This window comes from Bradyrhizobium sp. SZCCHNR1043 (assembly GCF_032489675.1).
Classification (GTDB): Bacteria; Pseudomonadota; Alphaproteobacteria; order Rhizobiales; family Xanthobacteraceae; genus Bradyrhizobium.
Genome location: NZ_JAUEYN010000025.1, coordinates 39,500 through 63,903, shown reverse-complemented (window position 1 = coordinate 63,903; position 24,404 = coordinate 39,500). Strand labels below are relative to the sequence as shown.

Sequence of the window (24,404 nt, the reverse complement as noted above, 5' to 3'; positions counted from 1 at the left end):
GCTCTCCACCGAACCGGTCGAAAACTTTGAATCACATCCAGAAATCGCTTGGAATCGCTTTCGGGCATCCCGTAGCCACAAGGGGGAGGGGAGCGCACCGACTCGTGGCGCCGCTGCGGCTCCGAACTGGCAAATGGCTTGGCGCCGTCGGCTCATCCTGTGTTTAGGGCAGCAGGCGCCCCTCACACCTCTTTCATGGCGCGATCGAGCAGCGCGCGGCAGTCGAGCAGCTCCTTGAGCACGCCCTGGAGCTTGTCGCGCTCCTCCGGCTTCATGCCGGCGCGGGCGGGCGGGCCGACCCGGAAGGTGTCGAGGATGTCGTCCTCGGTGTCGACGAAGCGGAAGTCGATGCCCTCCTCGTCGGAGGTCTCCTCCTCGTCCTCCGATTCGACCTCGGCCTCGCCGATCGGTTCCTCCTCCATGAGGGCCTGGCCGAGCGTCTCCTCCATCGCACCGAACGAGACCGCGGCAGAGCTGTCGGCCAGTCCCTGGACCGACTTGACGCCGTGCTCCTTCAGGATCCGCTGCACCCCCTTGATGGTGTAGCCTTCGCCATAGAGCAGGCGCCGGATGCCCTTGAGCAGGTCGACGTCGTCGGGCCGGTAATAGCGCCGGCCCCCGCTCCGCTTCATCGGCTTGATCTGGGCGAACCGGGTCTCCCAAAACCGCAGCACGTGCTGCGGAATGTCGAGCTCCTGCGCGACCTCGCTGATCGTCCGAAACGCATCCGGCGCCTTGTCCAAATGCCCGTTCCCCTTCGATCGTGCTGACAAGAAAGTGGCAGACTACGCTGAATAGATTGGACGAACTGTACGCGGAACGAACAATACGCGTTCGTCACGGCCCTGCCGACAATGCGGCGGGGCGACGGCCCCGGCCCTATTCCGGCTCGGCGCCGAACTCGGCGCTGGCCTCGCCGTTCATCTTGCCGTTGCCCTGTTGGCCGTTGATGCGCTGCTTCAGGATCGCGGACGGCTTGAACACCATGACCCGCCGCGGCGAGATCGGCACTTCCGTGCCGGTCTTGGGGTTTCGTCCGATGCGCTGCCCCTTCTTGCGCACCATGAACGACCCGAAGGACGATAGCTTGACCGTCTCGCCGCGCTCGAGGCAGTCGGTGATCTCTTTCAAGACCAGCTCGACGAATGCAGACGACTCCGTCCGCGACAGCCCCACCTTCTGGTAGACTGCCTCGCAGAGATCGACGCGTGTGACTGTTTTTCCGGTTCCCGCCATCGCCTGCCCCAAACTCACGGCGAATAATTCGCTCCGGAAATTAAGAGGTTAAGCGGCGGTGGTCAACAGCAGCGTGAATAGAAGTACAGGCCGTAGTGCCGATCTCTGGGCGTAATCCCGCCGCACGGCAGGCTCACCAGCGCACCAAAGCCGAGCCCCAGGTGAAGCCGCCGCCCATCGCCTCCAGCAAAACCACGTCGCCCTTCTTGATGCGGCCGTCCTTGACGGCCACGTCCAGCGCCAGCGGGATCGAGGCAGCGGAGGTATTTCCATGCAGATCGACCGTCAAGACCACCTTCTCCGGCGCGATGTGCAGCTTGTGCGCCGAAGCGTCGATGATTCGCTTGTTGGCCTGGTGCGGCACGAACCAGTCGATGGTCTCGGCCGACAGGCCGGTGGCATCGAAGGCGTCGACGATCACGTCGGTGATCATGCCGACCGCGTGCTTGAACACCTCGCGGCCCTCCATCCGCAGATGCCCGACGGTCTGGGTCGAGGACGGACCGCCGTCGACATAGAGCTTGGCCTTGTGGCGACCGTCGGAGCGCAGATGCGTGGTCAATACGCCGCGATCGGCCGAGGTGCCGCCCTGCTCCTGGGCGTCCAGGATCACCGCGCCCGCGCCGTCACCGAACAGCACGCAGGTGGTGCGATCGTTCCAGTCGAGGATGCGCGAGAAGGTCTCGGCACCGATCACGAGCGCACGCTTGAACGAGCGGCTGCGGAGGAAATTGTCGGCGGTGGCGAGCGCAAAGACGAAGCCCGAGCAGACCGCCTGCAGGTCGAACGCCGCGCCATGGTGGATGCCGAGTTCGTTCTGGACCGCAACCGCGGTCGCCGGAAAGGTGTTGTCCGGCGTCGAGGTGCCGAGCACGATCAGGTCGATCGACTGCGGATCGACGTCGGCCGCCGCAAGGGCGGCCCGGGCCGCGTTGATCGCCAGATGTGAGGTGAACTCGCCGTCGGCTGCGACATGGCGCTCACGGATGCCGGTGCGCTGGACGATCCACTCGTCCGAGGTCTCGATACGGCTTGCCAGCTCGGCATTGGTCACGACCCGCTGCGGGAGGTAGGAGCCACAGCCGAGCACGACCGAACGAATTGTCACGAGACAGCCTCCTGGGCGACGGATTCGGACGCCGGCGCGCCGCCGTCGGGATTGAGTGTTTGATTGATCTTGGTCAGGAGATCGTAGCGGGCCATCTCATAGCCAACCCTGACCGCCGAGGCAAAGCCCTCGGCATCGGTTCCACCGTGGCTCTTGACCACCATGCCCTTGAGGCCGAGCACCACGCTGCCGTTGGATTTGCGCGGGTCGAGCCGGGCCCGCAAAGCGGCAAAGGCGCCGCGGGCCAACAGATAGCCGATCCGGGCAAGCCAGCTCGCCTGGATCGCGCCGCGCAGGAAATCCGTGACCTGGCGGACGGTGCCCTCGGCCGTCTTCAAAGCGATGTTGCCGCTGAAGCCCTCGGTCACGACCACGTCGGCCGCACCCTTGCCAATGCCGTCGCCCTCGACGAAGCCGATATAGTCGAGCTGCGGCAGGTTCATCGCGCGCAGCTGCTCGGCCGCCTCGCGGATCTCCTCATGGCCCTTGATCTCCTCGACGCCGATGTTGAGAAGGCCGACGGTCGGCCGCGGCTTGTTGAACAGCACGCTCGCCAGCGCGCCGCCCATCACGGCCAGCGCGACGAGGTGGTGGGCATCGCCGCCGATCGTCGCACCGAGGTCGAGCACGACCGATTCGCCGCGCGCGGTCGGCCAGATCGCGGCCAGAGCCGGCCGGTCGATCCCGTCCAGCGTGCGCAGGCAGAAGCGCGCCATCGCCACCAGCGCGCCGGTGTTGCCGGCGGATACCGCGACGTCGGCCTCCCCCTTCTTGACCGCCTCGAGCGCGAGCCACATCGACGAGGTCTTTCGGCCGCGCCGGAGCGCCTGGCTCGGCTTGTCCTCCATGCTGACGGCGACGTCGGTGTGGATGACCCGCGAGACGGCCTTCAGCCGCGGATGCCGGTCGAGTTCGGGTACGATCTTGGCGCTATCGCCGAACAGCAGAAACTCCGCATCCGGATGGCGGCTCAGTGCGATCGCAGCACCGGGAATGACGATGGCCGCGCCGAAATCCCCGCCCATGGCGTCCAGCGCGATTCGAACCTTTTGAGGCATGACGTCCCGGAAACCTGATCTCGAGCTTTGTCTCGTCTTGGCCGTAACTTGCTTGGCCGTGTTTGGCGGTCGTTCAGAGGCATTGCGCGGCCGATGGACAGGCCAGAGGCCGTCCGGGCCTTTTCGTCGCACCCCGACCCGGGCGCGACAATAGCGTCTCTCCGTGTCGAAACAACCTCCCGGGGGCAATGCAATTTGCAACCGCCACGCGGTCCGGGGCCAGCAGGGACCCGTATTTGCCATTGAAATCAGCAGCTTGAGAGGATTTCGAGAGGCTTTGTGACAGGATCGACCGCTTCCGGCCTGCACAACGGCGCGTCAATCCTCACCCGTTTTCTTCGCTTTGACGGCACCCGGCCCGGCGGCATCTGCCGATTTCAGCGCCTTCAGCGCCGCGAAGGGATGGTCCTCCGGCTCGGCGGCTGCCGCCACCGGCTGCTCGAACACGGCGCCCGGCTTGCGCGGATAGGGATCGATCCCCAGGAACAGCGCGTCGGCGGCAAGCCGGCCGAGGTCGATCTGCCCGCCAATGATCGGCTCCGGCGGATCAGCCGTCTCCACCTCGCTGTTGGGATCGTCCTCGACCAGATCGGCAAGCTCGGGAATCTGCTCCGGCGGGGCGAACATCTGGTCGATCGGCTCGTCGATCTCGATCTCGATCGGATCGAGCGTGACGACGCAGGTCTGACCGATCCGGGCCCGCACCCGGCCCTCGACATGCACCTTGCCGTCGCGCTTCTGGACGACGTCGAACGAGGCATGGGCCGAGATGACCTCGCGCAGCTCGGCAAGCGCGGCGAGCGCGCGGCGCGTGGCTTCGTCGGCCTCGATCTCGCGATGCAGGCCGGCCTCCGGAATCTGCGCCACGATCACCGGCGGCACCCGCCAGGGATCCTTCGCCGGATCTCGCCCCGTCTGTCGCGATGTGTCTGTGTCTCTGCTCATCTCGCTAGTCCTGCTGCACCGGCTGCGGGAAGCTCCAGCCGGCGCCGAGCAGCCTGTTGTCGTCGAGAGCGGCGAGGTGCGCGGCCACCCGCGCCGCATAGGCGGCAAGTCCGGCTGCGCTGTCCGGATGCTCCCCGTTCAAGATATTCTTCTGCAGCGCCTCCGCCAGCCGGGCCTCGCTCTCGGACCAGGCGAGGTCATAGGCGGCGGTGCGGCCATAGAATGCCTCGCCGAACTTCTGCATCCGCTTCGGCACGGTGAGATCCCCCACCCCCATCTCGCGCAGATTGTCGTCCATGTCGTCGCAGAAGCGGTCGAATAGCGCCTGCGATAGCTCCGACCCCACCCCGCGCAGCCGCCGCAGCACCAGCCAGAGGTGCAGAATCAGCAGATCGAGCCGTCCCTCGACCGTGTCGGGGACATTCAAGTGTCTATAAAACAACGGGTCTCGGGTTTGTGCCACGATCGTGCCATAGATCGGCTCGATGGTCCCGCGCGGGGACGGTCGGGATTTGCTGAGAAGGTTGAATGGCCAGAGCATGACGGTTCCGCGGTCGAGTTTCCCTGACCCTGTTCGGGGGCATGTTGCAATCCGCAAGTTTGCCCGGTACGTCAACGCCCTGCCCGACGCAAGGGGACGGGATCCGATCTGAAGAAGATGACCCAGACAATGCGAACGACTGCCCGCCTGCTCTCCCGCGGCCTGAGCACCCGACTGCGCACCGCCGGCGCGATCGCGCTGACCTGTCTGGCGCTGGCCGCCTGCACCGGCGAGCAGTTCCAGAAGGGCTACATCATGCCCCCCGGCGCGCTGGAGCAGATCCCGATCGGCGCCAGCCAGGACCAGGTGCTGATCGTGATGGGCACGCCGTCAACGGTGGCGACGCTCGACGGCGAGGTATTCTACTACATCTCCCAGCGCGCCGAGCGCTCTGTCGCCTTCATGAACCAGAAGGTGGTCGATCAGCGCGTCATCGCGATCTATTTCGACAAGAACCGCCAGGTCCGGCGGCTCGCCAATTACGGCATGAAGGACGGCAAGATCTTCGACTTCGTCAGCCGCACCACGCCGACCTCCGGCCAGGAGCTCAGCTACCTGACACCGCTGTTCAAGCTGCTCAGCTTCAACTGATCCCGACACGATCGCCGCAGCCCGGAATGTGATTCCGGGCCACGGCACAAAGCCGGACCGCTGCGCTGAATTGCGCAGCTCGCGCGCAATTGGCCTGCTTGCTCTGGCGCTGCAATCTTCCCTACCCTGCTGCAAAACAAGAGCAGGGAGGAATCATTGGCTCATTGCATCGCGCTGTCGCGCCGCAAGCTTCTGTCCGGAGCCGCAGCGCTGTCGACCGCCGCCATTCTGCCGCGCACGAGTCTCGCCGACTGGCGTCCGACCGAGACGATCAAGCTGATCGTGCCCGCCGCGCCCGGCGGCAGCACCGACGTGATGGGACGGCTGCTGGCCGCGCATCTGCAGACGGTTTGGGGACAATCGGCGGTGGTCGAGAATCGCTCCGGCGGTGGCGGCACGATCGGCGCCGCCGAGGTCGCGCGCAACACCAAGGGGGACGGGTACACGATCCTGATCGGCAATCCCGGTCCCAACGCGATCGCCTATTCGATCTTCCGCAACCTCGCCTACAAGCCGGATCAGCTGCAGGCGGTGTCCAACATGATCCGCATCCCGAACATCGTCTCGGCGCATCCGTCGACCGGGATCAAGTCGATCCCGGAGCTGATCGCCTACCTCAAGGCCAATCCCGACAAGCTCAACTACGGCTCGTCAGGCGTCGGCCAGAGCCCGCATCTCACCGGCGCCTGGTTCCTGCAGCTCACCGGGTTGAAGATGACGCACATCCCGTTCCGCGGCGCCGGCCCCGCGCTGCAGGCCGCGCTCGCCGGCGACATCCAGATCCTGTTCGACAATCTGTTTCCGTCGCTGCCGCAGGTGCAGGACGGCAAGCTGACCGGCCTGTGCGTGACGACGCCAGAGCGCAGCGCCAATGCGCCCGACCTGCCGACGATGCGCGAAAGCGCGCCGGAGCTGGCCAAGTTCGACGTGTCGTCCTGGTTCGGCGTGTTCCTGCCCAAGGCCTGCCCGCCGGAGATCGTCAGCGCGCTCAACCTGCAGGTCAAGGCGATGCTCGCGCGTGAGGACATCGCTAAGAACATCGCGGCCATGGGCGCCCGCGCCGACTACGGCACGCCGCAGCAGTTCGGCGACTTCGTCCAGGCCGAGACAGCCAAGTTCGCGTCGATCATCCAGAAGGAAGGCCTGCAGATGGACGTGAAGTAGCCCTGGGCCCGGCGGCGCCGCGTCTCGGTGGAGCATTGGAATAGGGTTCGTGGTGTAACGGCACCTTAAGCGGGATGGTGCGATAGATGGCGGCCGCGCGTCCTTGATCCGGTTGCGAGATACCATCAGCCGATGCCGGGCCGACGACCTCGCGTGGATGCGGTCCGATCACCGTCCGAGGGGCAGGCGCCGGCGATGTCCATCGCATGAGCCGTGCCTTGCCCAACAGCGTTCTCCACCAGCTCGAAGACATTCTCGCCAGCCGATACGTGTCGCGGCGCGCCGAGATCCTGGAGCGCGTCACCGACCTGTTCGTCGTGGGCTCGGGCAAGTTCACCGAAGAACATGTCGATCTGTTCGACCACGTGCTGTTCAAGCTGCTCGACAACGTCGCCATTGCGGCGCGGGCGCAGCTCGGCAGCCGGCTCGCGGTGCTGCCTGACGCACCGCCGCGGCTGCTCCGGCTGCTCGCCAGCGACGAGACGATCGCGGTGGCAGGTTCCGTGCTGCGCCAGAGCGAACGGCTCGACGACGAGACCCTGGTCGCGACCGCGCAGACCCGGGGCCAGGAGCATCTGCTCGCGATCTCCGACCGCAAGATCCTCACCGAATCCGTCACCGACGTTCTGGTCGATCGCGGCAATCAGGCCGTCGTTTCGAACACCGCCAACAATGGCGGCGCGCGCTTCTCCGATCACGGCTTCTCCGGCCTGGTGACGAAGGCATCCGAAGATCCCGGCCTCGCCTTGAAGCTCTGGAGCCGAACCGACAGCCCACGCGAGGTGCTGGTTCGGCTGTTCGTCGAAGCCTCCGACGCGGTGCGCAGCCAGCTCGCCAGCGCTGATGCGGCGCGGGCCGAGATCGTCGAGCTCGCCGTGGCGCAGGCTTCGGATCATCCGCAGGCGGCCGCGCGGACGCGCTCGGCCGATTTCGTCACCGCCAAGGACTATGTCGAGCTGCTGCACGCGACCGGCCAGCTCCACGAGGCGCAACTGCACGGCTTCGCCAAGGAAGCCAGCTTCGACAAGGTCACGCTGGCGCTGTCATTGATGTGCAAGCTGCCGCTCGACGTGGTCGAGCGCGCCTTCGTGCGCAAGCAGCCGGACCAGCTCCTGGTGCTCGCCAAGGCGCTCGATCTGTCGTGGGTCACGACCACGACGCTGCTGTTCATGCAGGCCAGCGCCAGCGGCAGCGCACGCCCGCAGCTCGACCAGCATCTGGCGAGCTTCTCGCAAATGCAGCCGCGCATAGCGCAGAGCACGCTGCAGTCGTATCGCACGCGGCAGCGCGCGGCGGAATAGTCGGCGTCACGACACAACGAGAGACAATGAAAAACCCCGCGGCTCGCGCCGCGGGGCCTTTATTGGTCAGGACATCGCCCCGCTCAGTGCGCGAGGATCGCCAGCAGCAGCAGGGCCACGATGTTGGTGATCTTGATCATCGGGTTCACCGCGGGGCCGGCCGTGTCCTTGTAGGGGTCGCCGACGGTGTCACCCGTCACCGCCGCCTTGTGAGCATCCGAGCCCTTGCCGCCGTAGTGGCCGTCCTCGATGTACTTCTTGGCGTTGTCCCAGGCGCCACCGCCTGAGGTCATCGAGATTGCGACGAACAGGCCGGTGACGATGACGCCGAGCAGCATGGCGCCGACGGCCGAGAACGCCGCCGACTTGCCGGCCGCGCCGCCGCCCGCGATGGCGTAGATCAGGAAGTACACGACGATCGGCGACAGCACTGGCAGCAGCGAGGGGATGATCATCTCCTTGATCGCCGCCTTGGTCAGCAGGTCGACGGCCTTGCCGTAGTCGGGCTTGTCGGTGCCCTGCATGATGCCGGGCTTCTCGCGGAACTGCCGGCGCACCTCCTCGACGATTGCGCCGGCCGCGCGGCCGACAGCGGTCATGCCCATCGCGCCGAACAGATACGGCAGCAGGCCGCCGAACAGGAGGCCGACCACGACGTAGGGGTTGTTCAGCGAGAAGTCCGGCTTCACCCCAGCGAAATAGGGATGACGCGCGGAGTCGGCGATGAAGAACTGCAGGTCCTGGTTATAGGCGGCGAACAGCACCAGCGCGCCGAGACCGGCCGAGCCGATCGCGTAGCCCTTGGTGACCGCCTTGGTGGTGTTGCCGACCGCGTCGAGCGCGTCGGTGGACTTGCGCACCTCCTTCGGCAGGCCGGCCATCTCGGCGATGCCGCCGGCGTTGTCGGTGACGGGGCCGAAGGCGTCGAGCGCGACGATCATGCCGGCCAAAGCGAGCATGGTCGTGGTGGCGATCGCGATGCCGAACAGGCCGGCGAGGCTGTAGGTCACCAGGATGCCGGCGATGATGACGATCGCAGGCAGCGCGGTCGATTCCATCGAGATGGCGAGGCCCTGGATGACGTTGGTGCCATGGCCGGTCACCGAGGCCGCCGCGATCGACTTCACCGGACGGAAGTCGGTGCCGGTGTAGTACTCGGTGATCCAGATGATGAGGCCGGTGACGACGAGGCCGACCACGCCGCACATGAACAGCGCCGTGCCGGTGTAGTCGACGCCGTCGAGCTTGCCGAAGCCGATCAGCCAGGCGATGGCCAGCGCCACGCCGCCGAGCGAGAGGACGCCGGTCGCGATCAGGCCCTTATAGAGCGCGCCCATGATCGACTGGCTGGCGCCGAGCTTGACGAAGAAGGTGCCTGCGATCGAGGTGATGATGCAGATGCCGCCGATGGCGAGCGGCAGGGTCATCATGTTGGTCAACAGCGACGACTTGGCGAAGAAGATGGCCGCCAGGACCATGGTGGCGACCGCGGTCACCGCGTAGGTCTCGAACAGGTCGGCGGCCATGCCGGCGCAGTCACCGACGTTGTCGCCGACGTTGTCGGCGATGGTCGCGGGGTTGCGCGGATCGTCCTCCGGGATGCCGGCTTCGACCTTGCCGACGAGGTCACCGCCGACGTCGGCGCCCTTGGTGAAGATGCCGCCGCCGAGACGGGCGAAGATCGAGATCAGCGAGGCACCGAAGCCGAGCGCGACCAGCGCGTCGATCACGGTGCGACTGTCCGGCGCGAGCTTCATGAAGCCGGTCAGGATGCCGAAATAGATGGTGACGCCGAGTAGTGCGAGACCGGCCACGAGCAGACCGGTGATGGCGCCGGCCTTGAAGGCGAGTTCGAGGCCGCCGGCGAGCGAGGTGATGGCCGCCTGTGCCGTGCGGACGTTGGCGCGCACCGACACGTTCATGCCGATGAAGCCAGCCGCGCCGGAGAGGATCGCGCCGATCGCAAAGCCGATCGCGACGAGCATGCCGAGGAAATACGCAAGGAGCACGAAGATCACGACACCGACGATTCCGATCGTCATGTATTGGCGGCGAAGATAGGCCTGCGCGCCCTCACGCACGGCCGCCGCGATTTCCTGCATGCGCGCATTGCCGGCGTCTGCGCTGAGCACCGATTGTGTGGCCCAGATCGCATAGACGATCGACAGCGCTCCGCAGAGCACGATCACCCATAAAGCTGACATTTAGTTTCCTCGGCTCTTTGCTTTTCTAACTACGTCACGCCGCGCTGGTGCGACGCACGCCCCCTGTCAGGCAGCCCCGGGCGGAGCCGCCTCGAACATCATGAAGCTTGCCAAAATCGCCATGATGACGCAACGCCGCGACGCCTGAACCGCTCCAAATTCAGACGCTTCTTTGGTCGCATTGTGCGGTGCAAATAGGTGTCAGAAGTGGCTGAAGGACAAGCGCGTCAGTGTGACGGGACGGCCCTGCCCGTCCAGGAAGCGCGGGGCTCGCGTTCCTTCGACGATGGCGCCGATGTCGGTGACGGCAACGCCCGCCGTCTCGGCTGCGCCACGGAAGGCTGCGCATTGCGCTGCGGGAACAGTGCAGAGGATCTCGTAATCGTCGCCGCCGGAGATCATGCTTTCAAGCTGCGCGGCCCCGACAGCGAGCAGCTTCGCCGCCGCCGGCGATCGTGGAATGTGTGACAGCGTGATGTCGGCGCTCACGGAAGAGGCGGCGCAGAGCTTGATCAGGTCGCCTGCGAGGCCATCGGAGACGTCCATCGAGGCGGTCGCGTAGTCTCTCACGGCCGCGGCCAGGGCATTGCGCGGCTGCGGCGTGCGATAGCGGCCGATCAGCATATCCCGCGCGACGGGATCGTCGGCCAGCGCCGCCGCCTCCGCTGTGCCCGTCAGCATGCACAGGCCGAGCGCAGCATCACCGATCGTTCCCGTGACCATCACCCGGTCGCCGGGACGCGCCCCGAAGCGATGCACCATCCGGCCCCTAGGCACCCGCCCCCAGGCTGCGATCGAGATCATCACGGGACCGGGCGTCGACACGGTGTCGCCACCGAGCAGCGGACAGCCGAACGCAGCCGCGTCCTCGCCGAGGCCACGCGCGAACTCCGACAGCCACGCCTCGTCCTTCTCGCGCAGCGCCAGCGTCAGGACGAAGCCGGTGGGCACGGCGCCCTTGGCGGCGAGATCGGACAGGTTCACCCGCAGCGCCTTGCGCGCGATGGTGTCGGGGGGATCGCTGGCGAGATAATGGACGCCTTCGACGATGGCGTCGGTCTTGACGACGATGTCGTCACCATTGGCCGGAATGATCGCGGCATCGTCGACGAGGCCGAAGGCGCCGGGGTCGGTCGCCAGCGGCTTGAAATAGCGCGCGATCAGGGAGTCTTCGCCGGAGGGGTTGTGGGTCACGCGCTCGTCCCCCACACTTTGCACACTCTGCTGTCATCGCCCGGCTCGACCGGGCGATCCAGTACGCCGCGGCCCTTCCGTATCCCTTGAACGTCTCTGGAATACGGGATCACCCGCCGTCGCGGGTGATGACAGTCGAGGAAAGAGACTGGCATCGCGCCGGTTCGCAGCGATCGTGCTCCGGCGCCCCCCATCGCTACTTCGGCCCCATCTCGTCGGCTCGGTATTGCCGGGCGAGTTGCTCCAGCACGGCGTTGACCATGCCGGTCTCGTCGCGCTCGACGAAGGCATGGGCAATGTCGACATATTCAGACACCACGACCTTCGCCGGAATGTCCTTGCGCCGCTCCAGCTCATAGGCGCCGGCACGCAGCACCGCGCGCAAGATCGCCTCGATCCGCTGCAGCGGCCAGCCGCGCTCCAGCGCATTGTCCAGCACTGGATCGATCTTGGTCTGGTCGCGCACCACGCCGGAGACGATGTCGCGGAAGAAGGCGGCCTCGGCCGGCAGATACTGCTCGCCCTCGACCTCGTTGCCGAGCCAGTGGCTCTCGAACTCGGCCAGCACGTCGTTGATGCCGGCGCCGGCGATGTCCATCTGGTAGAGCGCCTGCACGGCGGCAAGCCGCGCCGCGCCGCGCCGGTTGGCCTTCCGATCGTTTGCTCTGACCGGGCCCTTGAACGGTTTGTTGCTGCTCTCGGCCATCTCAGCCTCGCGCCAGACGGCGTTTGATGCGCAGCACGGCGAGCGCGGCCCGCGCAGCATCGCCGCCCTTGTTCATTTCCGAGACGCGGGCGCGCGCCCAGGCCTGATCCTCGGTGTTGACCGTCAGGATGCCGTTGCCGAGCGGCAGGCCGCGCGCCACCGATAGGTCCATCAGCGCCCGCGAGGACTCCTGCGACACGATCTCGAAATGGATGGTGTCGCCGCGGATGACGCAACCGAGCGCGATCGCCGCATCATAGGGCTTGCCGTTCTTGGCGGCCGCATCGAGCGCAATGGCAATGGTCGCCGGAATCTCCAACGATCCGGTGACCGTGAGAACATCATAGCCCACGCCCGCCGCCTTCAGCTCGGCGGTGGCGCCCTCCAGCAGGGCATCCTGAAGATCGTCGTAGAAGCGGGCCTCGACGATCAGCGCCCGGGCGCCGGAGATGTCGGTCTGGTCTTTGAGCGGCGCGCGCCGTGCGTCTGCCATGGTTCTGTTTCCATTGTCTTCAGGTGCCTCGTCCCAAGGGAGCGGCCATCCGGCCGCCTCGCGAAGGGCGAGATGAAATCGGCCTCATGCTGCGAGACGACACATCAGCGCCTCCTCGCAATCAGGGCTGGCCTTGTAGGCGCCAGCGCCCGCAAAGCCAAGACGGAAAGCCCCCTTCGAGGCTACTTCATTTCCGTAAGGCGCGCGGCATAGCGCGCCATCAGGTCGACCTCGATATTGACCTCGCTGCCGGCCTGCCAGGACGACAGCGTGGTGACCGACAGCGTATGCGGAATGATCAGCACCGAGAAGGCCAGTTCGTCGACGGTGTTGACCGTGAGCGAGACGCCGTCGAGGGTGACTGAGCCCTTGGTGGCGATGAAGCGCGCCAGATCCCGCGTTGTCTTCAGCACGAACCGCGCCATATCAGGCAGGTCGTCGCGGCTGACGATGGTCGCGATGCCGTCGACATGACCCGAGACGATGTGACCGCCGAGTTCGTCGCCGATCTTCAGCGCCCGCTCCAGGTTCAGCTTCGTTCCGACGCGCCAGTGCTTGGCCGTGGTCAGCGCCAGCGTCTCCGCGGCGGCATCGACCTCGAACCAGGTCTTGCCGTCGGTGAGGCCCGACTGCACGACCGTGAGGCAGACGCCGTTGTTGGCGATGGACGCGCCATCGGCGATCGTGGCCTGGTCGTAGCTGCAGGCGATGCGCAGCCGGTGCAGCTTGCCCTCGGTCCGCGGCGTCAGGCTGACGATCTCGCCGATGTCGGTGACGATGCCGGTAAACATTACGCGCGCTCGTAAATCGTAAGGGTGTCGGGATCGAGCGTTTCGCTAGCACGAACGCGATAGGCCGGCGACTGCGTGATTGCGGTCAGCGGCAATGCATCCAGCGCAGCGATCCCGTCCGCTCCGATCTCCCCGGGACCACGCAGCAGCCAGATTTCATCGACCAAGCCACTTGCCATGAAAGATGATGCGACGCGGCTGCCGCCTTCGATCATCAAACGGGTGATGCCCTTCTCGGCGAGCGCCTTGAGCACGGCGGGTGGCTCCAGTGCCGACGGTGCGACCTGCGGCGGCAGGCGGATCACCTGCGCGCCGGCGGCCCCCAGCTTGGTCGCTGCGGCGGGCTCCGCCACCTCAGAGGCAACGAGCCAAAGCGGCGTCGTCCGCGCTGACTGCACCAGACGGCTGGCGGTCGGGAGGCGCAGGACGGGGTCGAGCACGACACGGACCGGCGAGCGGGATTCCATGCCGGGCAGCCGGCAGGTCAGCAGCGGATCGTCGGCGATCGCGGTGCGCACGCCGATCAGGATCGCGTCGCTCTGGGCACGCAACACATGCACGCGCGTCCGCGCCGCTTCGCCGGTGATCGCGACCGGCGTGTTGCCCGCGGCTGCAATCTTGTCGTCGGCCGAGACGGCAAGCTTCAGGATCACATGCGGCCGCCCGTCGCGGATGCGTCGGAAATGACCCGAATGGTCGCGCTTGGCGTCCGCCGAGCAGAGGCCGACCTCGACCTGGATGCCGGCAGCGCGGAGCTTCGCATGTCCCTGCCCTGCGACCTCTGGATTGGGATCCTCGATCGCCGAGACGACGCGGCTGATTCCGGCTGCGATGACAGCGTCCACGCAAGGCGGCGACTTGCCGACATGCGAACACGGCTCCAGCGTCACGTAGAGCGTGGCGCCTTTGGCTGCCTCCCCGGCACGGCGCAGCGCCTCGGGCTCGCCATGAGGACGTCCACCGGGCTGGGTCCAGCCGCGGCCGACGATCACGCCGTCCTTGACCACCACGGCACCGACGGCGGGATTGGGCCAGGTCCGCCCCAACCCGCGGCGGCCGAGCGTCAGCGCGAGCTGCATGAAGCGGCGGTCGGCGTCCTTCTGAGCCTTCAGCTTCTCGCCGACCTGATCGACCAGAACCCGGAAGATCATTTGCGGACCGGCGCGAGGCGCGGTGCTTCGTCCTCCGCCGAGAGCTCGCCGAGCACGGCCTCGAAATCCTTGGCCTCGCGGAAATTGCGGTAGACCGAGGCGAAGCGGACATAGGCCACGTCGTCGAGATCGCGCAGATGCTCCATCACGATCTCGCCGATCGCCTCCGAGGACACTTCCGACTCGCCGCCGCTCTCGAGCTCGCGCACGATCGCCGAGACCATCTTCTCGACCCGCTCCGGATCGACCGAGCGCTTGCGCAAGGAGATCTGCACCGAGCGCATCAGCTTGTCGCGGTCGAACGGCACGCGGCGGCCGTTGCGCTTGATCACGGTCAGTTCGCGCAGCTGCACCCGCTCGAAGGTCGTGAAGCGGAAATTGCAGGTGACGCAGACCCGCCGCCGCCGGATCACCGAGGAATCCTCGGTGGGGCGGGAGTCCTTCACCTGCGTATCGAGACTGTTGCAGCTCGGGCAGCGCATTTCGCGTTAAGCCTTACTGATAGATCGGGAACCGGTCGGTCAGCGCCTTCACCTTCTCCTTGACCGCAGCTTCCACCAGCGGCGCGCTGCCGTCCGGCGCCTGTGCGATCGCGTTCAGCACCTCGGCGATCAGGCTGCCGACCTGCTGGAATTCGGCGACGCCGAAGCCGCGGGTGGTCGCCGCGGGGGTGCCGAGACGCAGGCCCGAGGTGACGAACGGCTTCTCGGGGTCGAACGGGATGCCGTTCTTGTTGCAGGTGATGCCGGCGCGGACCAGCGCCTTCTCCGAGACGTTGCCCTTCAGGGCCTTGGGCCGGAGGTCGACCAGCATCAAATGGTTGTCGGTGCCGCCGGAGACGATGTCGAAGCCGTGCGCGCGCAGCGATTCCGCCAACGCCTTCGCATTCTCGACGATGTTCTTCGCGTAAGTCTTGAACTCCGGCCGCAGCGCCTCGGCGAAGGCCACCGCCTTGGCCGCGATCACATGCATCAGCGGACCGCCCTGCAGGCCCGGGAAGATCGCCGAGTTCAGCTTCTTGGTCAGCGCCTCGTCGTTCCAGAGGATCAGGCCGCCGCGCGGGCCACGCAGCGATTTGTGGGTCGTGGTTGTCGTGACGTGGGCATGCGGCACCGGCGAGGCATGTACGCCGCCGGCGACGAGACCGGCGAAGTGCGCCATGTCGACCAGGAGGTAGGCTCCGACGTGGTCTGCGATCTCACGGAAGCGCTTGAAGTCCCACGGGCGCGAGTAGGCGCTGCCACCGGCGATGATCAGCTTCGGCTTGACCTCCTCGGCCTGCTTGGCGACCGCATCCATGTCGATCAGATGATCGTCACGGCGGACCGTGTAGTGCGCGGCTTTGAACCACTTGCCGGACATGTTGACCGGCGAGCCGTGGGTGAGATGGCCGCCGGCGGCGAGGTCGAGGCCCATGAAGGTGTCGCCGGGCTGCAGGAGCGCCAGGAACACGGCCTGGTTCATCTGGCTCCCGGAGTTCGGCTGGACATTGGCGAAATTGGCGCCGAACAGCTTCTTGGCGCGGTCGATCGCGAGGTTCTCGGCGACGTCGACCCATTCGCAGCCGCCATAATAGCGCGCGCCCGGATACCCTTCCGCGTACTTGTTGGTCATCACCGAGCCCTGGGCCTCCAGGACCGCCCGGCTGACGATGTTCTCCGAGGCGATCAGCTCGATCTCGTGCCGTTGCCGACCGAGCTCACCCTTGATGGCGGCGGCGATTTCGGGATCGGCCTCGGCCAGGGTGGCGGAGAAGAAGGAATCGACTGACGAGGCGGGCTTGGCGCTGGAAGCGGTCATCGGCGGAATATCTCCACGTCCGCAAGGCCTTAGGTGGCCTGCGGTCGGTTCAGTGAAGTCGGTCGGAAAAGACCCCTGCCCTTACCATATGGGCGGCGGCAGGCCAAGGGACAGGCCAAGCGGTTGCGGGTCAAACCGGATATTTGCGCCAGATATGGTGGACGAGGTCCGGAGCAAGCCCTGCTCAAGCCCCGCCGCAGGAGTGCCAGCTTTCCGACATCTGCCACGTTTCCTTGGTCCGGAGATTGGTCGCCTTGTAGATTCGCCCCCGATCATCGGCGGCGGGCATTTCTTCGGCTTCCAGACGGTGCAGAGACGCACGGGATCGCCCAGTTTGGAATGGGCCACGGCGGCGTTCCACTCTGCGTCGATCTGCTCGGCACCGTTCTGGTACAGCACGTGCTTCCCCGGATCCATAATGGGATCAACATACTTGTCGCGCTTCTCGCCGCGCTTGAACGGGGTAGGCGACAGCGGCTCATCAAACCGATCAGCAATTTTCGTGATCGTCGTCGCTGCGCAGGCGCCTATTCTGGCCAGTGCTTCTCGACTGTTCGGTCCCTTCTGGGGTTAAACCGTCTCAGCCATACTCTTCGTGGGCAGGCTCAGCTCACCGCACGCGAAGGCCAAGATTCCTGCCACGACAATAACTCGGGACACCAAATGCATCGCCCCCCAAATACAAACAACCTGCATGAAACCGGACGGTCTCATACAGGTTGTGAGGCAAGCGCGCGGCGAGCAATGCCGCACCGAAAGAAAATCAGAGGCCGGTGTAGCCCGCCTTCACCGGATCGACGCGGCCATCGAGCTGACGCAGATAGGTCAGGCCGCATACCGTCAGGCGGTGCGGATCGCGCTCGCCGGCTTCGAACAAGGTCTGGATATAGGCGCTCACCTTGCGGCGCGCCTCGTCGCTCGCCGCGGCGGTGCGGTTCGCCAGCAGGTCGTAAGTGTGCATGATGCGATCGATGGCGGCTTCCATATCATCCCCTCTTGAACGTCAGGCCGTCAGGCAGACTTGAACATCGAGATCGCCTTGTTGGCGAGCTTGAGCTTGTTGAATTCTCCGCGGTGAATCAGCTGAACGATGATGTCGACAAGTCTCTCGTTCGGCGCGAACTCCTCTGGCAGCTCGCCGGAGAGACGCAGATAGTTGGAGGCGATGGCATAGGCATCCCCAACCATCGCCACGTTCATGACTTGCATTCCGGCATCGTGCAGCATGGTCCGACCTCCGGTCCAGGGACATAAGCCCAGGAGCCTCGATTGGTTCCAATTCGGACCGGGGTTTTTGCCAAGGTTTTTGCCAAGGCGAACAAGAAAACGCCGGCCCGAAGGGGCCGGCGCAAGAACGACTTCCAGACGATCAACGGCTGTCCGGTTTTGGCTCTCGATGTCTGAGGCCGGCTCAGCCGAAACGGTGAGACCGGCTCAGAGGCGATACAGGATCTGGTCGGTCCAGAACCGCTCGAGACGATGCAGCGACTTGTTGAGCGTGGAGAACTCCTCGCTCGAAATGCCGCCGACCTGCTCCACGGTCTTGACGTGCTTCTGATACAGCGAGTCGACGATGCGGCGGATCTCCTGCCCCTGCGGGGTCAGGCGGATGCGGACCGAGCGGCGATCGACGCGCGAGCGCTGGTGATCGAGGAAGCCGAGCTCGACCAGCTTCTTCAGGTTGTAGGAGACGTTGGAGCCGAGATAGTAGCCGCGCGTGCGCAGCTCGCCCGCGGTCAGCTCCTTGTCGCCGATGTTATAGAGCAGCAGCGCCTGGACCGAATTGATATCGGAACGACCACGGCGGTCGAACTCGTCCTTGATGACGTCGAGCAGACGGCGATGCAGCCGCTCCACCAGCGTCAGTGCTTCCAGATAGAGCGACTGCACGGTGCCGCCCTGGCCCGGCGCAGCAGTCTCCACGGCCGTCGCAACGGCTTTCATCATGACACTTCCCCTGTCGTCGTTTTTGTCGACTTATTCGACGAAACTTTTGTCCCGTCTGATAGAACGAACTTAAGGGGCGTGCTTTGAAGATCGCCTTAAATAAGAGCATAAAGAGAGAATGAATCGCGGAGAGTGAATCCTCTTTTAATTCAGTAATTACAGAGGCTTTTGCAATAGTCCGTTGACGGTCGAGGGGCGATGTTCGCGGTTCGTTTCACCCACCTGTCGCATTACAAAACACGCTTGGGTAGCGCCGCTAAGGTCTCTGTAACGGCTGTGGCAGACGCTCTTAAGGTGTTCGAAACATTACTTGCATCGCGCTGAAAAGATTTACAGCGTGCAACGAATTTTCCGCACGACCTATGGTGGCCGCTCCCGGGCCGCCATCCAGGCCAGCACGAGGTAGGCGGCGAGCATGACCGCCTCGCCCGCGACCACCAGCAGATTGCCGCCATAGATGCCCGGGAACATGAGCTCGATGACCGCCATCGAGACGACCGTGGTGAGCCACACCACCGCGCCCCACGGCGTGGCCAGCCACAGGCCCACGGCGGCGACGAGCTCGATCACCGCGAAATAGACCGTCGCGGCCTGCCAGGCCATCGCCTGGTTCTCGAACGCGTCGTCCTCGCCGCCGATGAAGCCGGTAACCTGGGCCCAATGGTAAAGGCCCTTGGCGATCGAGAGCATGGCCATGACCCGCAGGAACAGCACGAGCCGCCGCGTCCAGACATTGTCGTCGCTCTCGCGCCGATCCGAGGACATGGCGGCAATCGACATGGCGGCGTTGTCACGCGCCAGATCTCGCGCCGAGGGAATCTCAGCCATGGCAGCTCGAGCAGAACAGGCGGGTCGTCATTGGGGCCTCTCAAGACCAGGAGCATGGCGATTCTTGGCCGGCCGGCACCGTGAAATCAACCGGGCCGGAAATCAACCGGGCCGCTTGCGTCAGGTCAAGTGACGGGCGGCGGGCAAAGTGCTACAGATTGTTGGAATTACAACAAGTCAAAATCCGGCTCGCCGGTCAGCAAGGAGCCAGCCCCCCATGGCGATCAAATTCGGGCGCCCGATCGACCTGCGCGACACCGCGCGCAATCCGGCCACTGGACTGACGCCGGCGCTCGACCTCACCATCCGTCCCCGCCGCAACCGCAAGGCCGAGTGGGCACGCCGGCTGGTGCGCGAGAACGTGCTCACGACGGACGATCTGATCTGGCCCCTGTTCGTGGTGCAGGGCGACCGGACCCGCAGCACCGTCGCCTCGATGCCGGGCGTGGAGCGGCTGAGCGTCGACGAGATCGTCCGCGACGCTGAGCGCGCCGCCAAGCTCGACATTCCCTGCATCGCGCTGTTCCCCTATACCGAGCCGTCGCTGCGCGACGAGCACGGCTCCGAGGCCTGCAACCCGGACAATTTGGTCTGCCAGGCGGTGCGTGCGATCAAGAAGGAGTTCCCGGAGATCGGCGTGCTCTGCGACGTCGCGCTCGATCCGTTCACCAGCCACGGTCATGACGGCCTCATCAAGGACGGCCGCATTCTCAACGACGAGACGGTCGCCGTGCTGGTGCGCCAGGCCCTGGTCCAGGCCGAGGCCGGCTGCGACATCATCGCGCCGTCGGACATGATGGACGGCCGGGTCGGCGCGATCCGCCAGGCCCTGGATCAAGCCGGCTTCCTCGACGTGCAGATCATGGCCTATGCGGCCAAATATGCCTCCGCCTTCTACGGCCCGTTCCGCGACGCGATCGGCTCGGCCAAGACGCTGACCGGCGACAAGCGCACCTATCAGATGGACAGCGCCAACTCCGACGAGGCGCTGCGCGAGGTCGAGCTCGACATCGCCGAGGGCGCCGACATGGTGATGGTGAAGCCGGGCATGCCCTATCTCGACGTCGTCAGGCGCGTGAAGGACACGTTCAGCATGCCGACCTTCGCCTATCAGGTGTCGGGCGAATACGCGATGATCACGGCCGCCGCCAACAATGGCTGGATCGACGGCGACCGGGCGATGATGGAGAGCCTGCTGGCCTTCAAGCGCGCCGGCGCCGACGGCGTGCTCACCTATTTCGCCCCGCAAGCTGCCGAGCGGCTGCGGCAGCAGCGCTGAGGAGGCGCCAGGATCTTTCCGAGACCCCCCACGCTCCTTGAGCTCGCCGCTCCTTTCGCCTGCGCGGGCCGCCGGCTCGCGAAGTTCTGGCTTACAAGTCGCGAAATAGCCGGAAATTTGCCGCGTCCCATGCACGAACGGCCCTTGCAAGCGCAAGAGGGGTTCCCATGTCCTGGGTGCCAATCCGGAGGGCTTATTCATGGCGTATATGGGTTCAGGCGATAGCAATGGCGGTCCCGGTGCTCGGCCACACGCCTACGATCCCTATCAGCAGCCGGAATTGTTTCGCGGCGTGCTGACGCGGCGGATGATTGCGTTCCTGATCGATCTCCTGGTGCTCTCGGTCCCGGTGATCCTGGCGGTGATCTTCATTGCCGTGTTCGGCGTGGTCACGCTGGGTCTCGGCTGGGCGTTGTTCTGGCTGGTGTCGCCGGCTGCGGTGATCTGGGCCATCGTCTACTACGGCGCAACGATCGGCGGGCCGAACTCGGCGACGATCGGCATGCGGGTGATGGATCTGGAGGTACGGACCTGGTACGGCGCGCCGGGCTATTTCGTGCTCGGTGCCGTGCACGCGGTCTGCTTCTGGGTCTCGGTCTCGGCGTTGTCGCCGTTCGTGCTGCTGATCGGACTGTTCAACAGCCGCCGCCGGCTGCTGCACGATTTCGTGCTCGGTACCGTCGTGATCAACACGTCCGTGCGCTCGCAACTGACTGAACCGGCTCGCACCTGATGAGACGTCCGGTGGCACTGCAAAAGCGATTGACCGGCCGCCTCCGGAGCGCAATTCTGTTGATGATCGCCTCGGAGGCTCACGACGTTCCTTGACCCAGCATTCGCGTGACACCCCGCAATTCTACCTGACCGCGCCCTCGCCCTGCCCCTATCTGCCGGGGCGGCAGGAACGCAAGGTGTTCACGCATCTGGTCGGCGACAAGGCGACCGATCTCAACGACCTCCTGACCCATGGCGGCTTCCGCCGCAGCCAGTCGATCGCCTACCGGCCGGCCTGCGACCAATGCCGGGCCTGCGTGTCCGTCCGCGTGATCGCCAACGAATTCCGCCCCTCGCGCAACTTCCGCAAGGTGCTCGCGCGCAATTCCGATCTGGTCGGCGAGCAGCGCAGCGCCGTGCCGACCTCCGAGCAATATTCGATCTTCCGCAGCTATCTCGATCAGCGCCATCGTCATGGCGGCATGGCCGACATGACGGTGCTCGATTACGCCATGATGGTCGAGGACAGCCATGTCGAGACGCGAATCATCGAGTACCGCCGCCGCAATCTGAGCAACGGTCCGAATGCCCGCAGCGGCGAACTGGTCGCAGTGGCGCTGACGGACGTGCTCAGCGACGGCCTGTCGATGGTGTACTCGTTCTTCGACCCCTCGGAGACCACCCGCTCGCTCGGCACCTTCATGATCCTCGACCACATCGCCCGGGCGCGGCGCCAGGGCCTGCCCTACGTCTATCTGGGCTACTGGATCGAGGGTTCGAAGAAGATGGACTACAAGAGCCGCTATCTGCCGCAACAACGGCTCGCGGCTGCCGGCTGGCTGCGCGTGGATGCCGAAGGCGACACCGCGCCCGAGCCGCAGGACTAGAGGAGGCGAATAGCGAATGGGGAGTAGCGAATAGAGCGCTTCGAACGTCCCTATTCGCTACTCCCCACTCGCTATTCGCCTCTCCTCATCATCCCGTGGCCAGATCCCACACCAGCTTGGTATTGAGCGCGATGATCACCACCGCGATCAAGGTCGCGAGCGCCGTCAGCCAGCGCGGCGCCACGAACTGCCCCATCTTGGCCCGGCTCGCGGTGAGCAGCACCAGCGGCACGATCGCGAACGGCAGTTGCAGGCTGAGCACGACCTGACTGAGGATCAGGAGCTGCCCGGTCGCCTTCTCGCCGGCCCAGATCGTCACCACCACGGCCGGCACGATTGCGATCATGCGGGTGATCAGCCGGCGCAGCCAGGGCGCGATCCGCCAGTGAAGAAAGCCTTCCATCACGATCTGACCGGACAGGGTCGCGGTGATCGTCGAATTCAGGCCGCAGCACAAAAGCGCGATCGCAAACAGCGTCGGTGCCAACGTCGACCCGAGCAGCGGCGCCAGGAAGGAATGCGCCTGATCAAGCTCGGCGACGTCGCGTTGTCCGGTCCGGTGGAACGTCGCCGCCGCCAGGATCAGGATCGAGGCGTTGATGGTCAGCGCAAGGCACAGCGCGATGGTCGAATCGATCGTGGAGAGCGTGATCGCCTCGCGCTTGTCCTCTGGGCTGTCGCCGTAGCCGCGGGTCTGGACCAGACCCGAGTGGAGATACAAATTGTGCGGCATCACGGTAGCGCCGAGAATGCCGAGCGCCAGATAGAGCATCTCCGGGTTGGCGATCAGCTGTCCGCTGGGGACGAAGCCTTTCACCACCTCGGCCCAGTCCGGCTGCGCCATCGCGATCTGGATCGCGAAGCACAGCGCGATGATGCCGAGCAGCGCGACCACGAACGCCTCGATCCAACGGAAGCCGAAGGCCTGCAGCGCCAGGATCAGAAAGACATCGAGCGCGGTGACGCAGACGCCGATCGACAGCGGCAGCCCGAACAGCAGGCTGAGACCGATCGCAGTACCGATCACCTCGGCGAGGTCGGTGGCCGTGATCGCGATCTCCGCCGACAGCCACAGCGGCAACGAAACCCAGCGCGGCGTCGAATCGCGGCACGCCTGGGCCAGGTCGCGGCCGGTGGCGACGCCGAGCCGGGTGCACAGCGACTGCAGCACGATCGCCATCAGGTTGGACAGCAGCGCGACCGATAATAGCACGTAGCCGAACTTGGCACCGCCGGCGAGCGAGGTCGCCCAATTGCCGGGGTCCATGTAGCCGACCGCGACCAGATAGCCGGGTCCGAGAAAGGCGAGCAGCTTTCGCCAGAGCGACCCCTTGGTTGCGGTTCGCACTGTCGCGAACATGTCGCCGAGAGAGGGCTCACCGCGCTCACCGCGCCAGCCGGAGCGGCTGTCGCTGGGCTGCACCAAGGCTTGCAGTTGCGAAAGATCTGACGGTTTTGCGTCCATTCCGCTATCCTGAACGAAACCGACCTTTAATGCAACTGACTTGCAAGTAGAGGAGCGCTGCGGGCTGGTACCCGCGAGCGTTGGTATTAATCCAATACCATTCCATCATGGCAGCTGCTCGCCCTTGCCGATTCGCGAGAGCGCCTGAAGCACACACGAATCGGCGCGGCCGGGTCCCCGTCTCCCCACTGACCGGATCCAACATGTCTGCCAACCTTGGCCTCCGACCGATCTCCAACGCGCCTGTTCCTTGCAAGATCTGTGACGGTCCTGCCGACCTCTACGGCGTCGTCGACATGAACCGCCCATGCCAGACGGCGCATGCGTATCGCGCGCCGCTCTCGGGTGTGCCCATCTATTACCGGCGCTGCGCGGACTGCGGCTTTCTGTTCACCGACGCATTCGACGACTGGAGCATCGAGCAGTTCAAGACCCACATCTACAACGACGGCTACGAAGCCGTGGATCCCGACTATCGGGTCAAGCGCCCGACCGACAATGCGGCGGCCGTCGCCCGCTTCTGGGCGCCACACAAGGCCGGCATGCGGGTGCTCGACTTCGGCGGCGGCAACGACGTGTTCTGCACCGGCCTGCGTGCTCAAGGCTTTGCGGAAGCGGTCACCTATGATCCGATGGTGGCCGAGCACGCCACCCGCCCCGATCGCAAGTTCGATCTCGTTACCTGCTTCGAGACGCTGGAGCACGTGCCCGATCCGCTGGCGACGATTGGAGCCATGGCGGCCTGCGTGGCCGAACCGGGCGCGGTGTTCTACTCGACGTTGACCCAGCCGGAAGACTTCGACAGCCAGGGCATGTCCTGGTGGTACATTGCGCCGCGCAACGGCCACATCTCGATCTACACCCAGCATGCGTTGACGCTGGCTTGGCACCGGTTCGGATTCAAGACGGCGCCGCTGAATGCCGGCACCCATCTGGCGTTCCGCACGCTGCCCCCGGAATGGGGACTGGCCGAGGCACCGACCGCGGCATAGGCCGTCCGC

Annotated in this window: 26 protein-coding genes; 7 read left to right on the top strand and 19 right to left on the bottom strand. The window is 65.5% G+C overall.

Annotation, left to right across the window (positions count from 1 at the left end):
- Positions 1-182: 182 nt before the first annotated feature.
- The 6 genes from QX039_RS32240 to QX039_RS32215 all read right to left on the bottom strand — a co-directional run bounded on the left by QX039_RS32240 (position 183) and on the right by QX039_RS32215 (position 4,888).
- Positions 183-743, bottom strand: coding sequence for a MerR family transcriptional regulator (locus QX039_RS32240; protein WP_315740210.1), 561 nt, complete (start codon positions 741-743; stop codon positions 183-185).
- A gap of 136 nt (positions 744-879) precedes the next feature.
- Entirely contained in the window at positions 880-1,236 is a 357-nt protein-coding gene (locus QX039_RS32235; protein WP_315740211.1) for an integration host factor subunit alpha, read from the bottom strand.
- Positions 1,237-1,369: 133 nt separating this feature from the next.
- Positions 1,370-2,344 carry a beta-ketoacyl-ACP synthase III gene (locus QX039_RS32230; RefSeq protein ID WP_315740212.1) on the bottom strand — a complete coding sequence of 325 codons (975 nt, stop codon included), beginning with the start codon at positions 2,342-2,344 and terminating at the stop codon, positions 1,370-1,372.
- Positions 2,341-3,402: a phosphate acyltransferase PlsX gene (gene plsX, locus QX039_RS32225; RefSeq protein WP_315773156.1), complete on the bottom strand. Its 1,062-nt coding sequence runs from the start codon at positions 3,400-3,402 to the stop codon at positions 2,341-2,343. Before plsX ends, QX039_RS32230 begins: the two co-directional genes overlap by 4 nt.
- Positions 3,403-3,720: 318 nt before the next feature.
- Positions 3,721-4,347 (bottom strand): DUF177 domain-containing protein, encoded by a 627-nt coding sequence (locus tag QX039_RS32220; protein ID WP_315773155.1) that lies wholly within the window; start codon positions 4,345-4,347, stop codon positions 3,721-3,723.
- A gap of 4 nt (positions 4,348-4,351) precedes the next feature.
- Positions 4,352-4,888, bottom strand: a complete 537-nt coding sequence (locus tag QX039_RS32215) for a ubiquinol-cytochrome C chaperone family protein (protein ID WP_315740215.1) — start codon at positions 4,886-4,888, stop codon at positions 4,352-4,354.
- Between the two features lie 129 nt (positions 4,889-5,017).
- Between QX039_RS32215 and QX039_RS32210 the strand changes: the two genes are divergently transcribed.
- From QX039_RS32210 to QX039_RS32200, 3 genes are all read left to right on the top strand, one after another.
- A complete protein-coding gene (locus QX039_RS32210) occupies positions 5,018-5,479 on the top strand; it encodes an outer membrane protein assembly factor BamE (protein WP_315773153.1) in 462 nt (153 codons plus the stop codon).
- Positions 5,480-5,635: 156 nt separating this feature from the next.
- Entirely contained in the window at positions 5,636-6,643 is a 1,008-nt protein-coding gene (locus QX039_RS32205; protein WP_315773151.1) for a tripartite tricarboxylate transporter substrate binding protein, read from the top strand.
- Positions 6,644-6,861: 218 nt separating this feature from the next.
- Positions 6,862-7,944 carry a DUF2336 domain-containing protein gene (locus tag QX039_RS32200; RefSeq protein WP_315773158.1) on the top strand — a complete coding sequence of 361 codons (1,083 nt, stop codon included), beginning with the start codon at positions 6,862-6,864 and terminating at the stop codon, positions 7,942-7,944.
- 83 nt (positions 7,945-8,027) lie between these two features.
- Here QX039_RS32200 and QX039_RS32195 read toward each other — a convergent pair whose 3' ends face one another.
- The 12 genes from QX039_RS32195 to QX039_RS32140 form a co-directional block, all read right to left on the bottom strand.
- Positions 8,028-10,148 carry a sodium-translocating pyrophosphatase gene (locus QX039_RS32195; protein WP_315773149.1) on the bottom strand — a complete coding sequence of 707 codons (2,121 nt, stop codon included), beginning with the start codon at positions 10,146-10,148 and terminating at the stop codon, positions 8,028-8,030.
- Between the two features lie 201 nt (positions 10,149-10,349).
- Entirely contained in the window at positions 10,350-11,342 is a 993-nt protein-coding gene (gene thiL, locus QX039_RS32190) for a thiamine-phosphate kinase (protein ID WP_315773147.1), read from the bottom strand.
- Positions 11,343-11,538: 196 nt separating this feature from the next.
- Entirely contained in the window at positions 11,539-12,048 is a 510-nt protein-coding gene (gene nusB / locus QX039_RS32185) for a transcription antitermination factor NusB (RefSeq protein WP_315773146.1), read from the bottom strand.
- A 1-nt stretch (position 12,049) separates the two neighbouring features.
- Complete coding sequence (ribH, locus tag QX039_RS32180) at positions 12,050-12,541, bottom strand: 6,7-dimethyl-8-ribityllumazine synthase (RefSeq protein WP_315740221.1); 492 nt, start codon at positions 12,539-12,541, stop codon at positions 12,050-12,052.
- 182 nt (positions 12,542-12,723) lie between these two features.
- A complete protein-coding gene (locus QX039_RS32175) occupies positions 12,724-13,332 on the bottom strand; it encodes a riboflavin synthase (RefSeq protein WP_315773144.1) in 609 nt (202 codons plus the stop codon).
- Complete coding sequence (gene ribD, locus QX039_RS32170) at positions 13,332-14,483, bottom strand: bifunctional diaminohydroxyphosphoribosylaminopyrimidine deaminase/5-amino-6-(5-phosphoribosylamino)uracil reductase RibD (protein WP_315773142.1); 1,152 nt, start codon at positions 14,481-14,483, stop codon at positions 13,332-13,334. Before ribD ends, QX039_RS32175 begins: the two co-directional genes overlap by 1 nt.
- Positions 14,480-14,965 (bottom strand): transcriptional regulator NrdR, encoded by a 486-nt coding sequence (nrdR, locus tag QX039_RS32165; protein ID WP_006612773.1) that lies wholly within the window; start codon positions 14,963-14,965, stop codon positions 14,480-14,482. The genes ribD and nrdR overlap by 4 nt, the downstream gene beginning before the upstream one ends.
- A gap of 13 nt (positions 14,966-14,978) precedes the next feature.
- On the bottom strand, positions 14,979-16,283 hold the full coding sequence (gene glyA / locus QX039_RS32160; protein WP_315740224.1) for a serine hydroxymethyltransferase: 1,305 nt from the start codon (positions 16,281-16,283) through the stop codon (positions 14,979-14,981).
- 763 nt (positions 16,284-17,046) lie between these two features.
- On the bottom strand, positions 17,047-17,268 hold the full coding sequence (locus QX039_RS32155) for a hypothetical protein (RefSeq protein WP_315711437.1): 222 nt from the start codon (positions 17,266-17,268) through the stop codon (positions 17,047-17,049).
- A gap of 26 nt (positions 17,269-17,294) precedes the next feature.
- On the bottom strand, positions 17,295-17,510 hold the full coding sequence (locus QX039_RS32150) for a hypothetical protein (protein ID WP_315740226.1): 216 nt from the start codon (positions 17,508-17,510) through the stop codon (positions 17,295-17,297).
- Between the two features lie 207 nt (positions 17,511-17,717).
- Positions 17,718-18,230 (bottom strand): transcriptional regulator LdtR, encoded by a 513-nt coding sequence (gene ldtR, locus QX039_RS32145; protein ID WP_008962376.1) that lies wholly within the window; start codon positions 18,228-18,230, stop codon positions 17,718-17,720.
- Between the two features lie 360 nt (positions 18,231-18,590).
- Positions 18,591-19,058: a DUF6163 family protein gene (locus tag QX039_RS32140; RefSeq protein ID WP_315740227.1), complete on the bottom strand. Its 468-nt coding sequence runs from the start codon at positions 19,056-19,058 to the stop codon at positions 18,591-18,593.
- 217 nt (positions 19,059-19,275) lie between these two features.
- Here QX039_RS32140 and hemB point away from each other — a divergent pair, with 217 nt between their 5' ends.
- From hemB to QX039_RS32125, 3 genes are all read left to right on the top strand, one after another.
- Complete coding sequence (gene hemB, locus QX039_RS32135) at positions 19,276-20,337, top strand: porphobilinogen synthase (protein WP_315758572.1); 1,062 nt, start codon at positions 19,276-19,278, stop codon at positions 20,335-20,337.
- Positions 20,338-20,536: 199 nt separating this feature from the next.
- Complete coding sequence (locus tag QX039_RS32130) at positions 20,537-21,070, top strand: RDD family protein (protein ID WP_315740229.1); 534 nt, start codon at positions 20,537-20,539, stop codon at positions 21,068-21,070.
- 91 nt (positions 21,071-21,161) lie between these two features.
- Entirely contained in the window at positions 21,162-21,938 is a 777-nt protein-coding gene (locus QX039_RS32125; protein ID WP_315773141.1) for an arginyltransferase, read from the top strand.
- Positions 21,939-22,026: 88 nt separating this feature from the next.
- Here QX039_RS32125 and QX039_RS32120 read toward each other — a convergent pair whose 3' ends face one another.
- Positions 22,027-23,403, bottom strand: a complete 1,377-nt coding sequence (locus QX039_RS32120; protein WP_315773139.1) for an Nramp family divalent metal transporter — start codon at positions 23,401-23,403, stop codon at positions 22,027-22,029.
- A 203-nt stretch (positions 23,404-23,606) separates the two neighbouring features.
- On the opposite strand from QX039_RS32120, the gene QX039_RS32115 reads away from it, so the two are divergent.
- Positions 23,607-24,395, top strand: a complete 789-nt coding sequence (locus QX039_RS32115; protein ID WP_315773138.1) for a class I SAM-dependent methyltransferase — start codon at positions 23,607-23,609, stop codon at positions 24,393-24,395.
- Positions 24,396-24,404: the final 9 nt, after the last annotated feature.